Origin of the sequence: Curtobacterium luteum (genome assembly GCF_001475545.1) — a bacterium.
Classification (GTDB): Bacteria; Actinomycetota; Actinomycetes; order Actinomycetales; family Microbacteriaceae; genus Curtobacterium; species Curtobacterium luteum_A.
Genome location: NZ_LDQC01000107.1, coordinates 1 through 12,548 on the forward strand (window position 1 = coordinate 1; position 12,548 = coordinate 12,548).

Consider the following 12,548-nt stretch of genomic DNA (forward strand, 5'->3'; position numbering starts at 1 on the left):
CGCAACGAACGACACCGCCGTCGTCGAACGACAGCGGACCTGTCGCACCGTGCACGCGCCCGCATCACCCGGACGCAACGAACGACTCCGCCGCCGTCGGACGACAGCGAACGTGTCGCACGACAGCGGCGGGCGGCGCACCGACCGCCTGCCATTGCCTACGCGGAGGCGTCGAGGTACACGGCGCCGCGCGGCTCCCGTGTCGCGTCCACCGCGCGCAGGGCACCGAGGTGCTCCAGGACGGCGGCGCGCTCGGCTTCGAGGACGCTCGCCCGGTCCCGCTGCGCGGCCAACAGCCGGGAGGCACGACCCACCAGGTCGCGCGGCACCGGTCCCAGCGCGGTCGGCTCGGTCCACGACGGCGCGGCCGGACTGGCATCGGGTCCGCTCGCCGACCCGGCCACCTGCGCGGCGAGGTCCTGCTCCATGGAGGTCAGCAGCGCCTCCCATCCGGCCCGGAGGGCGCCGTCGTCAGGCGACACCGAGCGCTCCGTCCGCCGCGTGTCCGACGACCGGTGCGGCGGACGCCGCCGGCAGCGAGGCCGCGGCGTCGTGCCAGGCCTGCCGGAGCGGCTCGAGGATGCGGATGCAGTCCCGCGTCGCCTGCACGTCACGGTGCACGTTCGCGGTGATGAGCGAGGTGCTCGCGTAGTTGTAGATGGCCAGGAGGCCCTCGCCGCCGTCCCACGCGTCGATGCGCAGGGTGGAGGAGAGTTCGCCGACGATGGCCTGCGCGTGCAGGAGCTGCTCGCGCGCGGCCTCCCAGTCGGAGCCGGTCTGCGCGGCCTCGGCGCGGTGCAGGTCGAGCAGGAGCCGGTCGTAGAGCATCGTGACGAGCTGGGCCGGCGTCGCGGAGAGCACGGCCTCGTTCGTGTACTGCGCGCGACGCTGGTCGGTCACCGTGCGGGGCTGGGCTGCCTGCCGGAAGGCGGCGGCCTGGAGGTCGTAGGTCATGGTCGTTCCCGTCAGGAGCTCGAGCTCGACAGACCGGCGAGCTGGCCGGAGAGCCAGCTCGACTGGGACTGGAGCTTGCTGAGGCTGGTCTCGAGCGCCGCGTACTGCGTCTGCAGGGTCGCACGGCGCATGGTCAGGCGGTCGGTCCAGCTGTCGATCTGGGTGGTGAGGTCCTTCACGACCGACTGCTGGCCGGAGATCGTCGAGGTGATCGAGCCGTCGTACTTGTCGGAGGCCGCCGTCGCGGCCGCGCCCACCGTCGCAGCGATCCCGGACAGCATCGCCTGGGTGCCCGCGGGGTCCGCGGCGAGGGCCTTCTGGAAGGCGTCGGCGTCGAACGTGAAGTCGCCGTCCTTCGTCACGACGATGCCGATCGACGACGGGGACTTCCCGTTCACCGGGGCGGACATCGCGGCGCTGAGGGCCTGCACGGCCGACCGGGTCGTCGCGTCGCCGAGCAGGACGCCCGCGGTCGTCGTCGTCGTGCCGGTCGTCGGGCTGGTCGTGCTCGTGACGGCCGTGTTCGAGCCGTAGTAGTTCGTGACGGCGTTGAGCGCGTCGACGAGGCCCGACGCGACCGCCTGGGCCTTCGTGGTGTCCTGCGCGATGGCCACCGTGACGGGGTCGGTCGTCACCTGGCTGACGGTGACGTTGAGGCCCGGCAGCAGGTCGGTGAACGTGTTCGAGCCACTGGTGACGGTCTGCGCGGCGGCGGTCCCCGCCCACAGCGTGACACTGGCGTCCTTCGCGGGCGTGACGACGGCCGCTCCGGTCCCGGCGAGCACGTCCGTCGCGGTCCCGGCGTCGACGTCGGCACCGGAGCCGCGGTACACGCTGAACGCGCCCGACGCACCGGTCGTCGACGCCGTGAGTTGGAGGCGGTACAGCTTGGTCCCGTCGGCGGCGGTGCCGGCGGCGACCTTCGTCGCCGTGACGCCCGCGCCGGACTTGTTCACCGCGGACACGGTGTCGTCGAGCGAACCCGATGCCGGTGTGACGGTGGTCTTCGTGCCGTCGGAGCCCACGATCGTCAGCGGGCCCGCGTCAGCCGACCACGTCGACATCGCTGCGGTGACCCCGACCTGCGCGGTCGCGGTGGAGCCGACGGTGAACGACACGGAGCCGGACGAGGCGCCGGTGCCGGTCGTCGGGGTGACCGAGGGCGACGAGGACGTGGCGGTGAAGACGTCGAGCGAGGCGGCCTTCGCGGCGTCGGACGCCTTGGTGGCCAAGGCCTGGACGAGCCCGTTGATCGTCTGCAGTGACGAGATGAACGAGTTGGTCGACGTGACCTTGTTCTTGAGCAGCGTCTGCGGGACCTGCTCGATCGACATCAGGGAGTTGATGAGGTCGGTGGTCTTGAGGCCACTGACCAGGCCGTCGATCGCGAGCGACGACGCCGAGGACACGGACGACACGTGCGCTCCTTCCGACGGACTCAGACGGGGATCAGAGAGGGTGTGGCGTCCACCGGCACACCCGAACGGTGCCGGTGGACGCCACGGGGTTCACTAGCGGAGCAGCGAGAGCACACCCTGCGTGCTCTGGTTCGCCTGGGCGAGCATCGAGGTGCCGGCCTGGCTCAGGATGTTGTCGCGCGTGTACTTGACCATCTCCTCCGCCATGTCGACGTCCGTGATGCGGGAGCCCGCCGCGGTGAGGTTCTCCTTGGCCACGTTCGTCACGTTGATGGCGTGGTCGAAGCGGTTCTGGACGGCACCGATGTTCGAACGAGCAGCGGACACGTACTTGATCTGGTCGTCGATCTCCGCGATCGAGGTCTGCGCCTCCGCCGCGGTGCTGAACTTCAGACCCGCGACCGCGGTCGAGACGTCCCCGACGTTGGCCTTGGACAGGTCTACCTTGATCTGGCTGGCCGCATCACCGTTCGCGCCGACCTGGAAGTTCAGCACGCCTGCGGTGCCGGCGGTGCCGTCGAGCAGGTTGATGCCGTTGAAGTTGGTCGACTGCGAGATCCGGCCGAGCTCGGCGCTCAGCTGGGTGACCTCGGTCTGGATCGCCGTACGCGAGTCCGTGTTGTTCGAGTCGTTGCCCGCCTGCACGGCGAGGTCACGGACGCGCTGGAGGATGGCGTGCGTCTCGGTGAGACCGCCTTCCGCCGTCTGCACGACCGAGATGCCGTCCTGGGCGTTGCGGGCGGCGACCGTGAGGCCACCGACCTGGGACTTCAGCCCCTCGGAGATCGACAGACCGGCAGCGTCGTCGGCAGCACGGTTGATGCGGAGACCCGACGAGAGCTTCTCGAGGGACTTCGACAGGTCGTTCTGCGTCGCGTTGAGGTTCCGGTACGTGTTGAGTGCCGAGAGGTTGGTGTTGATGGACATACCCATGGTGGTTTCCTCCGTGAATCCTTGGGTTCGGTGTCTGCCCGTCCATGGGCTGACACGGGTGACTCTCGGCCGGCGGCGTCGAGTCGTTAGTGCCGGACCGGAAAAGTTCCGGCCGGACGTCTACCCCGCCGCTGGTACCGGCGCCGCGGCGGCGTCGTGCACGGCGCGGGCCACCCCGGCGGCGGCGTTCGCAGCCACCTTCGCGAGGTAGGCGCTGCGGCGGGCGGCAGTGGTCCGGGACGCGGGCTCGGGGTTGGCCCCGCCGTCCCCGTAGTGCGTGGCGAGTCCGTCGCGGAGCAGGCGCATCGCCTCGGAGCGCTGCTGCGACACCGCGGAGTGCGTGATCCCGAGCTCGGCGGCGACGTCCGTGACGGACCGGTCGCCGAAGTAGACCTGCTCGACGATGAACCGCATCCGCTCCGGGAGCGCCTCGACCGCGGCGCGGAGGTACCGACGCTTCTCGGTCTCGAGCAGGTCGTCGCCCGGCAGCGCGATGTCCGCGGCGACGACGTCGTGCACGGTCTCGTCGATGGCGGTGACGGTGCGGCCGGCGTCGCTCATGGCGTCCGCGGCGGTCTGCCGATCGACGCCCATCGCGTCGGCGATCTCCTGCACGCCGACGGAGCGGCCGAGCCGCGCGGACAGCGCCTCCTGCGTGGCGAGGGTCTCGCGGATGCGCTTCCGGGTGCCGCGGGACGCCCAGTCGGCGGAGCGCATGTCGTCGGCGATCGCGCCGGTGATGCGGGTCCGGGCGTAGGCGCCGAACGGCACGCCGAGGGTCGGGTCGAACGCGTCGGCGGCGGCGACGAGGGCGAGGGAACCGACGGCGGCGAGGTCGTCCCGGTCGAGGTGGGTGGCCCGTGCTCGGACGTCGGCGACGATGTAGCCGACGAGCGGTAGGTGCTCGACGATCATCGTGTTGCGTTCGGTGCGGTCCATGCTGCTGATCCCCTGATCGACCTGAAGCCCGTCCGTGGGTCGCCCGTCGGTGGGCACGACGGACACCGGCCACGGCAGGCCGGAACGTACGTCGAAGACCGCCCGGGTCCCTCCGGGCGGGCACCTCCGCGTCCCTGCGACGCGTGCCGGGTCTGTCCCCCGGGGTGCGTTCTGAATGTATCGGCTGGGAAGGCTCTGAACAGGCCCTCATCCGTACCCAGTGCGGGGGTGACCCCCGTCGATCCGGGTCGGCATTTGGGAGGACACGAGGCTCGGAACAGCCGGTTCTGTCCCCCGATCGCGGTCCGGACGGGAGGCCCGGGGTACGCCCGCACCGCCGGTCGCGCCGCATCGCGTCCCGTCGCATCTGCGCGCACGTCAGCGCACGGCGCTTACGTCACCAGCTCGCGGACCGATAGTCCACGGTGTCCGCAGGATGACGGACCGAACCACCACCCGGGAGGAGCTGATGAGCGTGAACGACCTGTCCGCCGTACTGTGGCGCGAACGCGAACTGCTCGAACTGCTCACGTTCAAGCTCGAGGAGGAGCAGCTGCTCCTCGCCGCCGGACGCTCCCGCTGGGTGTCGCACGCCAGCCGTGAGGTCGAGCAGGTGCTCGAACGACTCCGCAGTACGGGGCTCGAGCGGGCCGCGTCGAGCGCCGAGGTCGCCGAGGAGTGGGGCGTCGCAGCAGATGCTCCCCTGCGTGACGTCGTCGCCGCCGCGCCGAACGGCCCCTGGGGCGAGATCCTCGGCGCGCACCTCACCGCGATGGTCGAGCTGACGACGCAGATCGGTGCGCTCCGCGACGAGAACGACCGCTTCCTCCGCGCCGCGGCCCACGCGACCGAAGAGACCCTCGCCGGCACGGTCGGAGCCTCGGCCACCTACGACGCCACCGGCACGAGCGGCTCCGGCGCCGACGGGGCGCGCTTGTTCGAGGGGAACCTGTAGTCGTGGTCAGCACCTTCGGCTCCCTCGCGACGGCGTACTCCGGCCTGGCCGCCGCTCGCGCCGGCATCGACGTCACCGGGCAGAACATCGCGAACGCCGGGACCGCCGGGTACACCCGGCAGCGGGTGACCCAGTCGTCGATCCCCGCCGCCCAGACCGGGTTCATGCGCGGCACGGCGGCCCTCGCCGGGCAGGGCGTCTCGGTCGACGGCATCGCCCGGCTCGGGTCCCTGACGCTCGACGCCGGCGTGCGCGTCGCCGCGGGTTCCTCTGCGTACGCCGACGTCCGCGCCACCGCGCTGAGCGCCCTCGAGACCGGCCTGCAGGAGCCCGGCAAGGACGGCCTCTCCGCCAAGCTCGACGCGTTCTGGTCGGCGTGGGGCCAGGTCGCGGCACACCCCGACGACCCCGGTGCCGCGAGCACGCTCCTCGGCGCCGCGAACACCGTCGCGTCGACGCTGTCGAGCGGTTCGAAGGCGCTCGACCAGCAGTGGTCGCAGGTCCGCGCGACCGTCGCCGCCCAGGTGACGCAGCTGAACGACGCCGCGAAGCAGGTCGCCGACCTGAACGGGCAGATCCGGTCCGCGCTCGCTGCGGGCGGCAACGCGAACGAACTGCTCGACCAGCGCGACCAGCTCACCGAGCAGATCGCGACCCTGGCCGGCGGGACCGTCCGGACGAACGCGGACGGCACGGCCGACGTGCTCATCGGCGGGAACCCGATCGTGCAGGGCACCGACGCGCGCTCCCTGGCCCTCGGCGGCGCGACCGCGCTGCGCGACGGCGCCGCGGTGACCCTGACCTGGACGTCCGGGCAGGCCGGCGCGGTGTCGCTGTCCGGCGGGTCGATCGGCGGCGCGCTGTCGCTCCTGGCCCCCGCGGACGCCCAGGGCACCGGCGGTGCGCTCGCACAGGCGTCTGCCTCGTACGACGCCGTGGCGACGAAGCTCGCGGCCGTCGTGAACGCCGTGCACGAGTCCGGCTCCACGGCGGACGGCACCACGGGCCACGCCTTCTTCGCCGTCGCGCCCGGGGTGCCCGCGGCACAGGGGCTGTCCGTCGTCCCCACGGACGCGAGCGGTCTGGCGACGCGGAACGCGGCGGGGGAACTCGACGACTCGTTCGCCGACGCGCTCGCGCGGCTCGGGGCGGCGTCCGACGGTCCGGACGCGGCCTGGACGACGTTCGTGACGGGGGTGGGCAGTGCCTCCCGGTCGGCCGCGTCGGAATCGACGCTCACCGGACTCGCACTGACCAGCGCGCGCACCCAGCAGCAGTCGGGTGCCGGCGTCGACCTCGACGAGGAGAACGTCAACCTGCTGAGCTACCAGCACGCGTACCAGGGCGCCGCGCGCGTCCTGACCGCCGTCGACGAGATGCTCGACACCATCATCAACCGCGTCGGCCTCGTCGGCAGGAGCTGAACATGATCACCCGGGTGACCACCCAGATGTCGATGGCCGCGGCCAGCGCACGCCTGCAGGCCGGCGCCGCGAAGGTCGCGCAGCTGACCGACCAGGCGACCACGCTCAAGAACATCTCGCGGCCGTCCGACGACCCGGTCGGGACCGGCACGTCGATGCAGGTGCGCAAGGAGCAGGCCGCGAACGCGCAGTACGCCCGGAACGCGGACGACGCGGTGGGCTGGCTCGCGACGACCGACAGCACGCTGACGTCGGTGTACTCGGTGCTGAACAGCGTGCGCGACCTCACCGTCCAGGCCGCGAACTCCGGCACCATGAGCGACACCGACCGCGACGCGTTCATCACCGAGTTCCGGGCGCTGAAGTCGGACCTCGAGGCCCGGGCGAACACGACGTACGGCACCAGGAACGTCTTCGCGGGCTCGTCGACCGCCGCGACCGCGTACGACCCGGCAAGCGGGTTCGCCGCCTCGGGCACCGCGGTCTCGCGACGGGTCGGCGACGCCCTGTCCGTCCGGGTCGACACCCCCGGATCGGCCGTGTTCGGCTCCGGGTCGACGTCGGTGTTCTCGGTGATCGACTCGATCGTGTCCGACCTGCAGAACGGCGTGAACGTGAACCCGAGGCTCAACGACGTCGACGGTGCGATCGACACCGTGCGGAGCGCCCAGGCGGACGTCGGTGTCCGGCACGCCGCTGCGTTGACCGCGCAGGACTCGCTGAAGACCGCGTCCGTCGCGCTCGAGGGGCGCCGGTCGGACGTCGAGGACAAGGACCTCGCGAAGGCCGTCCTCGACCTCCAGGTGCAGCAGACCAACTACCAGGCAGCACTCGCCGTGACCGCGAAGGTGCTGCAGCCGACCCTGATGGACTACCTCCGATGAGCATCGACCTGACGTTCCCCGTCCCGCCGTTCGGCCTGAGCGGATCGGCCTTCACGCTGACGCCCGTCGAAGGCTCCGAGGGGCTGTTCACCCTGGTCGGCGACGGCTCGCGCCTGTTCCTGCTCGACGCAGCCGTGCACCTGCCCGCCTACGAGCCCGTGCTCTCGACCGCGCAGGTGGACGTGCTCGGGCTCACCGCACCCGAGGACGCGATGCTCCTCGTCGTCGCGAACCCGGCGGCGGAGGGCACCACGGTCAACCTGCTCGCCCCCGTCGTGGTGAACGCCCGGACGTCGGTCGGCGCTCAGCTCATCCTCGAGGACCAGGACTTCCCGCTGCGCGCGGAGCTCGCCCGCCGGTAGGGACGCGGGCGGGCCGCTGTCGAACGACACGGCCGCTGTCGCACGACACCGGCGCAGTCGTTCCTTGCGCGCGCAACAGTTGCATCCGCGGGGCTGCGACACGGCCGCTGTCGCACGACACCGGCGCAGTCGTTCCTTGCGCGCGCAACAGTTGCAGCCGCGGGATTGCGACACGGCCGCTGTCGCACGACAGCGACGCAGTCGTTCCTTGCGCGCGCAACAGTTGCAGCCGCGGGATTGCGACACGGCCGCTGTCGCACGACAGCGACGCTGTCGTTCCTTGCGCGCGCGCCTTCCCTCCACAGGGTCGGAGGCGCGGATCGCCGTCCACAAGGTCGGTGCAGTCCTGATCGGACGGCTCCCGGAGTGCGAACCTGCCGTCGTGGACCAGCGAACACGAGACATCCCCCTCATCCGAACGAGGCTCTACCCCAGCGCGGAGCGGCGTCGCCTCCAGCGAGCGGTGCACCGCGGAACGCTCGCCGCCGTGCGCCCCGGGGTGCTCGTCGATCCCGAGCTGCTCATCGGACTCCGACCCGAGGACCGACACCTCCTGCTCGTGCGGGCCACCGCTCCCGACGTGGTGGCTCCCGCGCGTGTGTCCCACCTGTCCGCCGCCGTCGTGCACGGCCTGCCGGTCATCGGCGCTGCACCGGACCGGGTGGACGTGACCGACCCGCGCCGTGGTCGGACCGACACCACCGCGCACACGCGGAGACGTCCGGGCGGACCCGGCGCAGACCACTCCGCGCAGCGTTGGTCCAGCGCTCCCTGCGTCCACGACGCCGAGTGCGACGGCGCCGTCGTCACGTCACTCGTCCGCACCCTCGTCGACGTCGCGGCGACGAAGGCTGCGCTCACGTCGGTCCCGATGATCGACCACGCACTCCACGACGGCCGGGTCTGGCCGGAGATGCTCGCGTTCGAAGCCGCCGACGGTGGACGCGACCTCCCCCAGCGGGCGTCAGCGGCGCTCTCGATGGGGTCGGCGCTGTCCGGTTCGCCGGCGGAGTCCTTGTGCCGCGTGCGTTTCCGGCAGCTCGGGACGCCGGATCCAGTGCAGCAACACGAGTTCCGGCGACCGGGTGAGCCGCCGGCCAACGTGGACTTCTGGTTCCCGGACCAGGGCGTCGTGGTCGAGGTCGACGGACGCGGGAAGTACGAGGACGCCGGCATGCTCGGCGGCGCATCGACCGCCGACGCGCACTGGCGCGAGAAGCGCCGCGAGGACTTCGTGCGTTCCTTCCCCGAGGTCCGCTTCGTCCTGCGGCTCACCTGGCGAGACCTGATGCACCCCGAGCGGGTCCGCGACGCGCTCCGACGGGCGGGGGTGCCGTGCCGATGACCATGGGGATCGCTCCCACCAGCGCGGCGTACGGTCTCCCCCATGGCCCGACAGCAGAAGGACCAGGCGATCATCCCGATGCCGGTCGCCCCGGTCGAACAGCACGCACTCGACGCCGACGGCAAACGGGTGGAGAGCGGCGGCGGTTGGGTCAAGTGGCTGGACCGCGTCCTCAGCGTGCAGCGCCCGGCGGTGGTCGCACATGTGAACCGGCTCCGGCGTCGGCACCCCGACGCGAGTCCGGCGGAGATCATCCAGATCCTCGAGCGGCAGTACCTGACGGCAGTGACCTCGGGTGGTGCGGCGGTCGGCGCGAGCGCGGTCATCCCGGGAGTCGGCATGGCCGCCGCGCTCGGGCTGAGCGGCGCGGAGACGGTCGGCTTCCTCGAGACAACGGCGCTCTTCGCCCAGTCCGTGACCGAGGTGCACGGCATCGCCCTCGACGACCCGGAGCGGGCCCGTACGCTGGTGATGGCACTCATCCTCGGCACGCCGGGGACGCAGCTCATCAAGCAGCTCGCGGGCCAGGCAGCGGGCGGTCAGGCACGGTCCGCGTTCTGGGGCGAGATGGTGACGGCGTCACTGCCGAAGCAGGTCGTCTCGGGCATCGGCGGTCAGGTCCGCGACCAGTTCGTCCGGCGCTTCGCGGCTCGCCAGGGTTCCACGATCGTCGGCCGGGCGCTCCCCTTCGGCATCGGCGCTGCGGTGGGCGGACTCGGCAACCACGCGCTCGGTCGCAAGGTGGTGAACGCCTCGCGGACCGGTTTCGGGACGCCTCCGGCGCAGTTCCCGATCGTGCTCGACGCGAAGCCTGCCCGCGGGTCGAAGGAGCGTCGCGAGTCGTCCTCCGAGGGCCGCAAGGCGCTGCCGTGGCGCCGTCGCAAGGCGGACGAGGACCTCTGGGCCGAGACGCCCGACCCCGGCCCGGTGGATCAGCGGTAGTCGGTTCGGCCGGGCCCGAGCAGGTGAGACTCGGTCGGCCGACCCTCGTCCGGACGGCCGGGCCCGAGCAGGTCAGACTCGGTCGGCCGACCCTCGTCCGGACGGCCGGGCCCGAGCAGCCCCGTACCCGTCGATCACCGCTCGTCGGAACGGTCGTCACCGGACCCGTTGCCGGCCAGCCGACCGGCCGCTTGATCGCGGCCGGCTCAGCCTCGCCGCACGGGCGTCGTCACGACCTGGCCGGCGTGCGCGAAGCCACCTCCGAAGCCGAACAGCAGCGCCGGCACCCCTTCGGGCAGTTCGCCACGCGACCACGCCTTCGACAGCCCCAGTGGCACGCTCGCCGCCGACGTGTTGCCCGACTCGACGACGTCACGGACGACGTACCTCGGGGATCCGCCGAGCGCCTCGACGAGGGGCTCGATGATCCGCAGGTTCGCCTGGTGGAACGCGAACACCTCGATGTCGTCGATCGTCAACCCGGCTGCCCCGACAACGGCGCGCGCATGGTCGGCGGCCTCGGTGATCGCCCATCGGTAGATCGATCGGCCCTCCTGGGAGAACCGCGCGGGTTCGCCCGACACCCGCACGGCCTGCTGCAGGTGCGGCACGCTCCCCCACGACGCCGGCCCGATCTGCGGCTCGTCGGAGACACCGACGACCGCGGCCCCGGCTCCGTCGCCCACGAGCACGCAGGTCGAGCGGTCGGTCCAGTCGACGATCCCGGACAGCTTCTCGGAACCGATGACGAGCGCGACGTCGGAGGATCCGGTTCGGACTGCCTGGTCCGCGATGCCCATCGCGTACTCGAAGCCGCTGCACGCCGTGTTGATGTCGATCGGTGCCGCCCGCGCGGAGAGTCCGAGCTCCGCAGCGACCCGGCCAGCGGTGTACGGCGCCCGGTCCTCGTGCGTGGTGGAGGCCACGACGACGAGCCCGACCTCGGACGGCTCGACACCGGAGTCGGCGAGGGCGGCACGCCCGGCCTCGACCGCCATCGAGGTGACGGTGTCGTCGGGGCCGGCGATGTGCCGCGTCCTGATGCCGGTGCGGGTGGTGATCCACTCGTCGTTCGTGTCGACCATCGTCGCGAGCTCGTCGTTGGTCAGGATGCGCGAGGGCTGGTGGTGGCCGAACCCGATGATCCGGCTGCCTCGGAGTGCGGGGATGTTCACCCGCGGCACGCTACTCCCTGCCGCGAGCGTTCCATGCCCCCGCCCGCATGCACACCAGCGATGCTCCGCCGTTGCACCGCACCGCACCGCACCGCGACGCACCGCAACTCGACGGGCCCCGACGCGACCCGCAGACCGGTACTACCAGTGCCTGGCGCACCCGGCGCACCCCGCGTAGACCGGGTCCATGGACTACACACACCTCGGACGGACAGGGCTGTCGGTGTCACGAGCGGTGCTCGGGACGATGAACTTCGGACCGGAGACCAGCGAGGACGACTCGCACGCGATCATGGACCGGGCGCACGAACTCGGCGTGAACTTCTTCGACACGGCGAACGGCTACGGCGGCTCGGTCGGCAAGGGCGCAACGGAGGAGATCATCGGCCGGTGGTTCGCGAAGGGCGGCGGTCGACGCGAGAAGACCGTCCTCGCGACGAAGGTCTACGGCGACATGATCGACTGGCCGAACGGCGGGAAGCTCAGCGCGTACAACATCCGACAAGCACTCGATGCGAGTCTCCGTCGCCTCCAGACCGACCACATCGACCTCTACCAGTTCCACCACGTCGACCGCGCGACGCCGTGGGACGAGATCTGGCAGGCCCTCGAGGTCGCCGTCGCCCAGGGCAAGGTGCTCTACGTGGGCTCCTCGAACTTCGCCGGCTGGCACATCGCCCAGGCGCAGGAGGCCGCCGCACGCCGGAACTTCCTCGGCCTCGTCAGCGAGCAGTCGATCTACAACCTCGTCGTCCGCGACGTCGAACGCGACGTGCTGCCCGCTGCCGAGCACTACGGTCTCGGCGTCATCCCGTGGTCACCGCTGCAGGGCGGACTCCTCGGTGGTGTGATCGAGAAGACCGAGAACGGATCGCGCCGACTGTCCGGCCGGAGCGCCGAGTACGTCGAGGGTCACCACGACCAGCTCGCCGCGTACGAAGCCTTCGCGAAGGAGCTCGGCCACACCCCGGGCGAACTCGCGCTCGCGTGGCTGCTGCACCAGCCGGCGGTCACCGCGCCCATCACCGGTCCGCGCACGATGGAGCAGTGGGAGTCCGCGGTCCGCGCGGTCGACATCCGCCTCGACGACGCCGCGCTGGCGCGCCTCGACGAGATCTTCCCGGGGCACAAGACCTCCCCGGAGGACTACGCCTGGTGACCCGGCCCGCCTGATCCGCGCCGCGAGGCGCTCAGATCGACGGACTGGAGGCACGTGG

General features: G+C 71.7%; 13 protein-coding genes. 7 read left to right on the top strand and 6 right to left on the bottom strand.

What is annotated here, in order from left to right; all coding sequences use genetic code 11:
- Nucleotides 1-158 precede the first annotated feature (158 nt).
- The 5 genes from NS184_RS15475 to NS184_RS15495 all read right to left on the bottom strand — a co-directional run bounded on the left by NS184_RS15475 (nucleotide 159) and on the right by NS184_RS15495 (nucleotide 4,244).
- Nucleotides 159-482 carry a hypothetical protein gene (locus tag NS184_RS15475; protein WP_058726994.1) on the bottom strand — a complete coding sequence of 108 codons (324 nt, stop codon included), beginning with the start codon at nucleotides 480-482 and terminating at the stop codon, nucleotides 159-161.
- Nucleotides 472-954, bottom strand: a complete 483-nt coding sequence (gene fliS / locus NS184_RS15480) for a flagellar export chaperone FliS (protein ID WP_083513762.1) — start codon at nucleotides 952-954, stop codon at nucleotides 472-474. The genes NS184_RS15475 and fliS overlap by 11 nt, the downstream gene beginning before the upstream one ends.
- Nucleotides 955-965: 11 nt before the next feature.
- Nucleotides 966-2,372: a flagellar filament capping protein FliD gene (gene fliD, locus NS184_RS15485; protein ID WP_242863087.1), complete on the bottom strand. Its 1,407-nt coding sequence runs from the start codon at nucleotides 2,370-2,372 to the stop codon at nucleotides 966-968.
- Nucleotides 2,373-2,465: 93 nt separating this feature from the next.
- The gene (locus tag NS184_RS15490) at nucleotides 2,466-3,305 is read right to left on the bottom strand and encodes a flagellin (RefSeq protein ID WP_058726995.1); all 840 of its coding nucleotides are present in this window, start codon (nucleotides 3,303-3,305) and stop codon (nucleotides 2,466-2,468) included.
- Between the two features lie 120 nt (nucleotides 3,306-3,425).
- Nucleotides 3,426-4,244 carry a sigma-70 family RNA polymerase sigma factor gene (locus NS184_RS15495; protein WP_058726996.1) on the bottom strand — a complete coding sequence of 273 codons (819 nt, stop codon included), beginning with the start codon at nucleotides 4,242-4,244 and terminating at the stop codon, nucleotides 3,426-3,428.
- Nucleotides 4,245-4,680: 436 nt separating this feature from the next.
- Here NS184_RS15495 and NS184_RS15500 point away from each other — a divergent pair, with 436 nt between their 5' ends.
- From NS184_RS15500 to NS184_RS15525, 6 genes are all read left to right on the top strand, one after another.
- The gene (locus NS184_RS15500; protein ID WP_345969018.1) at nucleotides 4,681-5,199 is read left to right on the top strand and encodes a flagellar protein FlgN; all 519 of its coding nucleotides are present in this window, start codon (nucleotides 4,681-4,683) and stop codon (nucleotides 5,197-5,199) included.
- A 2-nt stretch (nucleotides 5,200-5,201) separates the two neighbouring features.
- Nucleotides 5,202-6,623, top strand: a complete 1,422-nt coding sequence (gene flgK / locus NS184_RS15505) for a flagellar hook-associated protein FlgK (RefSeq protein WP_058726997.1) — start codon at nucleotides 5,202-5,204, stop codon at nucleotides 6,621-6,623.
- Between the two features lie 2 nt (nucleotides 6,624-6,625).
- Nucleotides 6,626-7,507, top strand: coding sequence for a flagellar hook-associated protein FlgL (flgL, locus tag NS184_RS15510; protein WP_058726998.1), 882 nt, complete (start codon nucleotides 6,626-6,628; stop codon nucleotides 7,505-7,507).
- On the top strand, nucleotides 7,504-7,869 hold the full coding sequence (gene fliW, locus NS184_RS15515; protein WP_058726999.1) for a flagellar assembly protein FliW: 366 nt from the start codon (nucleotides 7,504-7,506) through the stop codon (nucleotides 7,867-7,869). Before flgL ends, fliW begins: the two co-directional genes overlap by 4 nt.
- Before the next feature lie 463 nt (nucleotides 7,870-8,332).
- The gene (locus NS184_RS15520) at nucleotides 8,333-9,214 is read left to right on the top strand and encodes a hypothetical protein (protein ID WP_058727000.1); all 882 of its coding nucleotides are present in this window, start codon (nucleotides 8,333-8,335) and stop codon (nucleotides 9,212-9,214) included.
- 42 nt (nucleotides 9,215-9,256) lie between these two features.
- Nucleotides 9,257-10,156, top strand: a complete 900-nt coding sequence (locus NS184_RS15525; RefSeq protein ID WP_193750500.1) for a hypothetical protein — start codon at nucleotides 9,257-9,259, stop codon at nucleotides 10,154-10,156.
- Nucleotides 10,157-10,362: 206 nt separating this feature from the next.
- Here NS184_RS15525 and NS184_RS15530 read toward each other — a convergent pair whose 3' ends face one another.
- Nucleotides 10,363-11,331, bottom strand: a complete 969-nt coding sequence (locus tag NS184_RS15530; RefSeq protein ID WP_058727001.1) for a beta-ketoacyl-ACP synthase III — start codon at nucleotides 11,329-11,331, stop codon at nucleotides 10,363-10,365.
- A gap of 187 nt (nucleotides 11,332-11,518) precedes the next feature.
- Here NS184_RS15530 and NS184_RS15535 point away from each other — a divergent pair, with 187 nt between their 5' ends.
- Nucleotides 11,519-12,490: an aldo/keto reductase gene (locus NS184_RS15535; RefSeq protein WP_058727002.1), complete on the top strand. Its 972-nt coding sequence runs from the start codon at nucleotides 11,519-11,521 to the stop codon at nucleotides 12,488-12,490.
- The last annotated feature ends 58 nt before the right edge of the window (nucleotides 12,491-12,548 follow it).

What these genes read in the sequence shown, in the direction of transcription:
- NS184_RS15495 (WP_058726996.1), bottom strand. Translation starts at nt 4,244, where the DNA reads ATGGACCGCACCGAACGCAACACGATGATCGTCGAGCACCTACCGCTC.
- NS184_RS15500 (WP_345969018.1), top strand. Translation starts at nt 4,681, where the DNA reads ATGACGGACCGAACCACCACCCGGGAGGAGCTGATGAGCGTGAACGAC.
- NS184_RS15525 (WP_193750500.1), top strand. Translation starts at nt 9,257, where the DNA reads ATGGCCCGACAGCAGAAGGACCAGGCGATCATCCCGATGCCGGTCGCC.
- fliS (WP_083513762.1), bottom strand. Translation starts at nt 954, where the DNA reads ATGACCTACGACCTCCAGGCCGCCGCCTTCCGGCAGGCAGCCCAGCCC.
- fliW (WP_058726999.1), top strand. Translation starts at nt 7,504, where the DNA reads ATGAGCATCGACCTGACGTTCCCCGTCCCGCCGTTCGGCCTGAGCGGA.
- NS184_RS15490 (WP_058726995.1), bottom strand. Translation starts at nt 3,305, where the DNA reads ATGGGTATGTCCATCAACACCAACCTCTCGGCACTCAACACGTACCGG.
- flgL (WP_058726998.1), top strand. Translation starts at nt 6,626, where the DNA reads ATGATCACCCGGGTGACCACCCAGATGTCGATGGCCGCGGCCAGCGCA.
- NS184_RS15535 (WP_058727002.1), top strand. Translation starts at nt 11,519, where the DNA reads ATGGACTACACACACCTCGGACGGACAGGGCTGTCGGTGTCACGAGCG.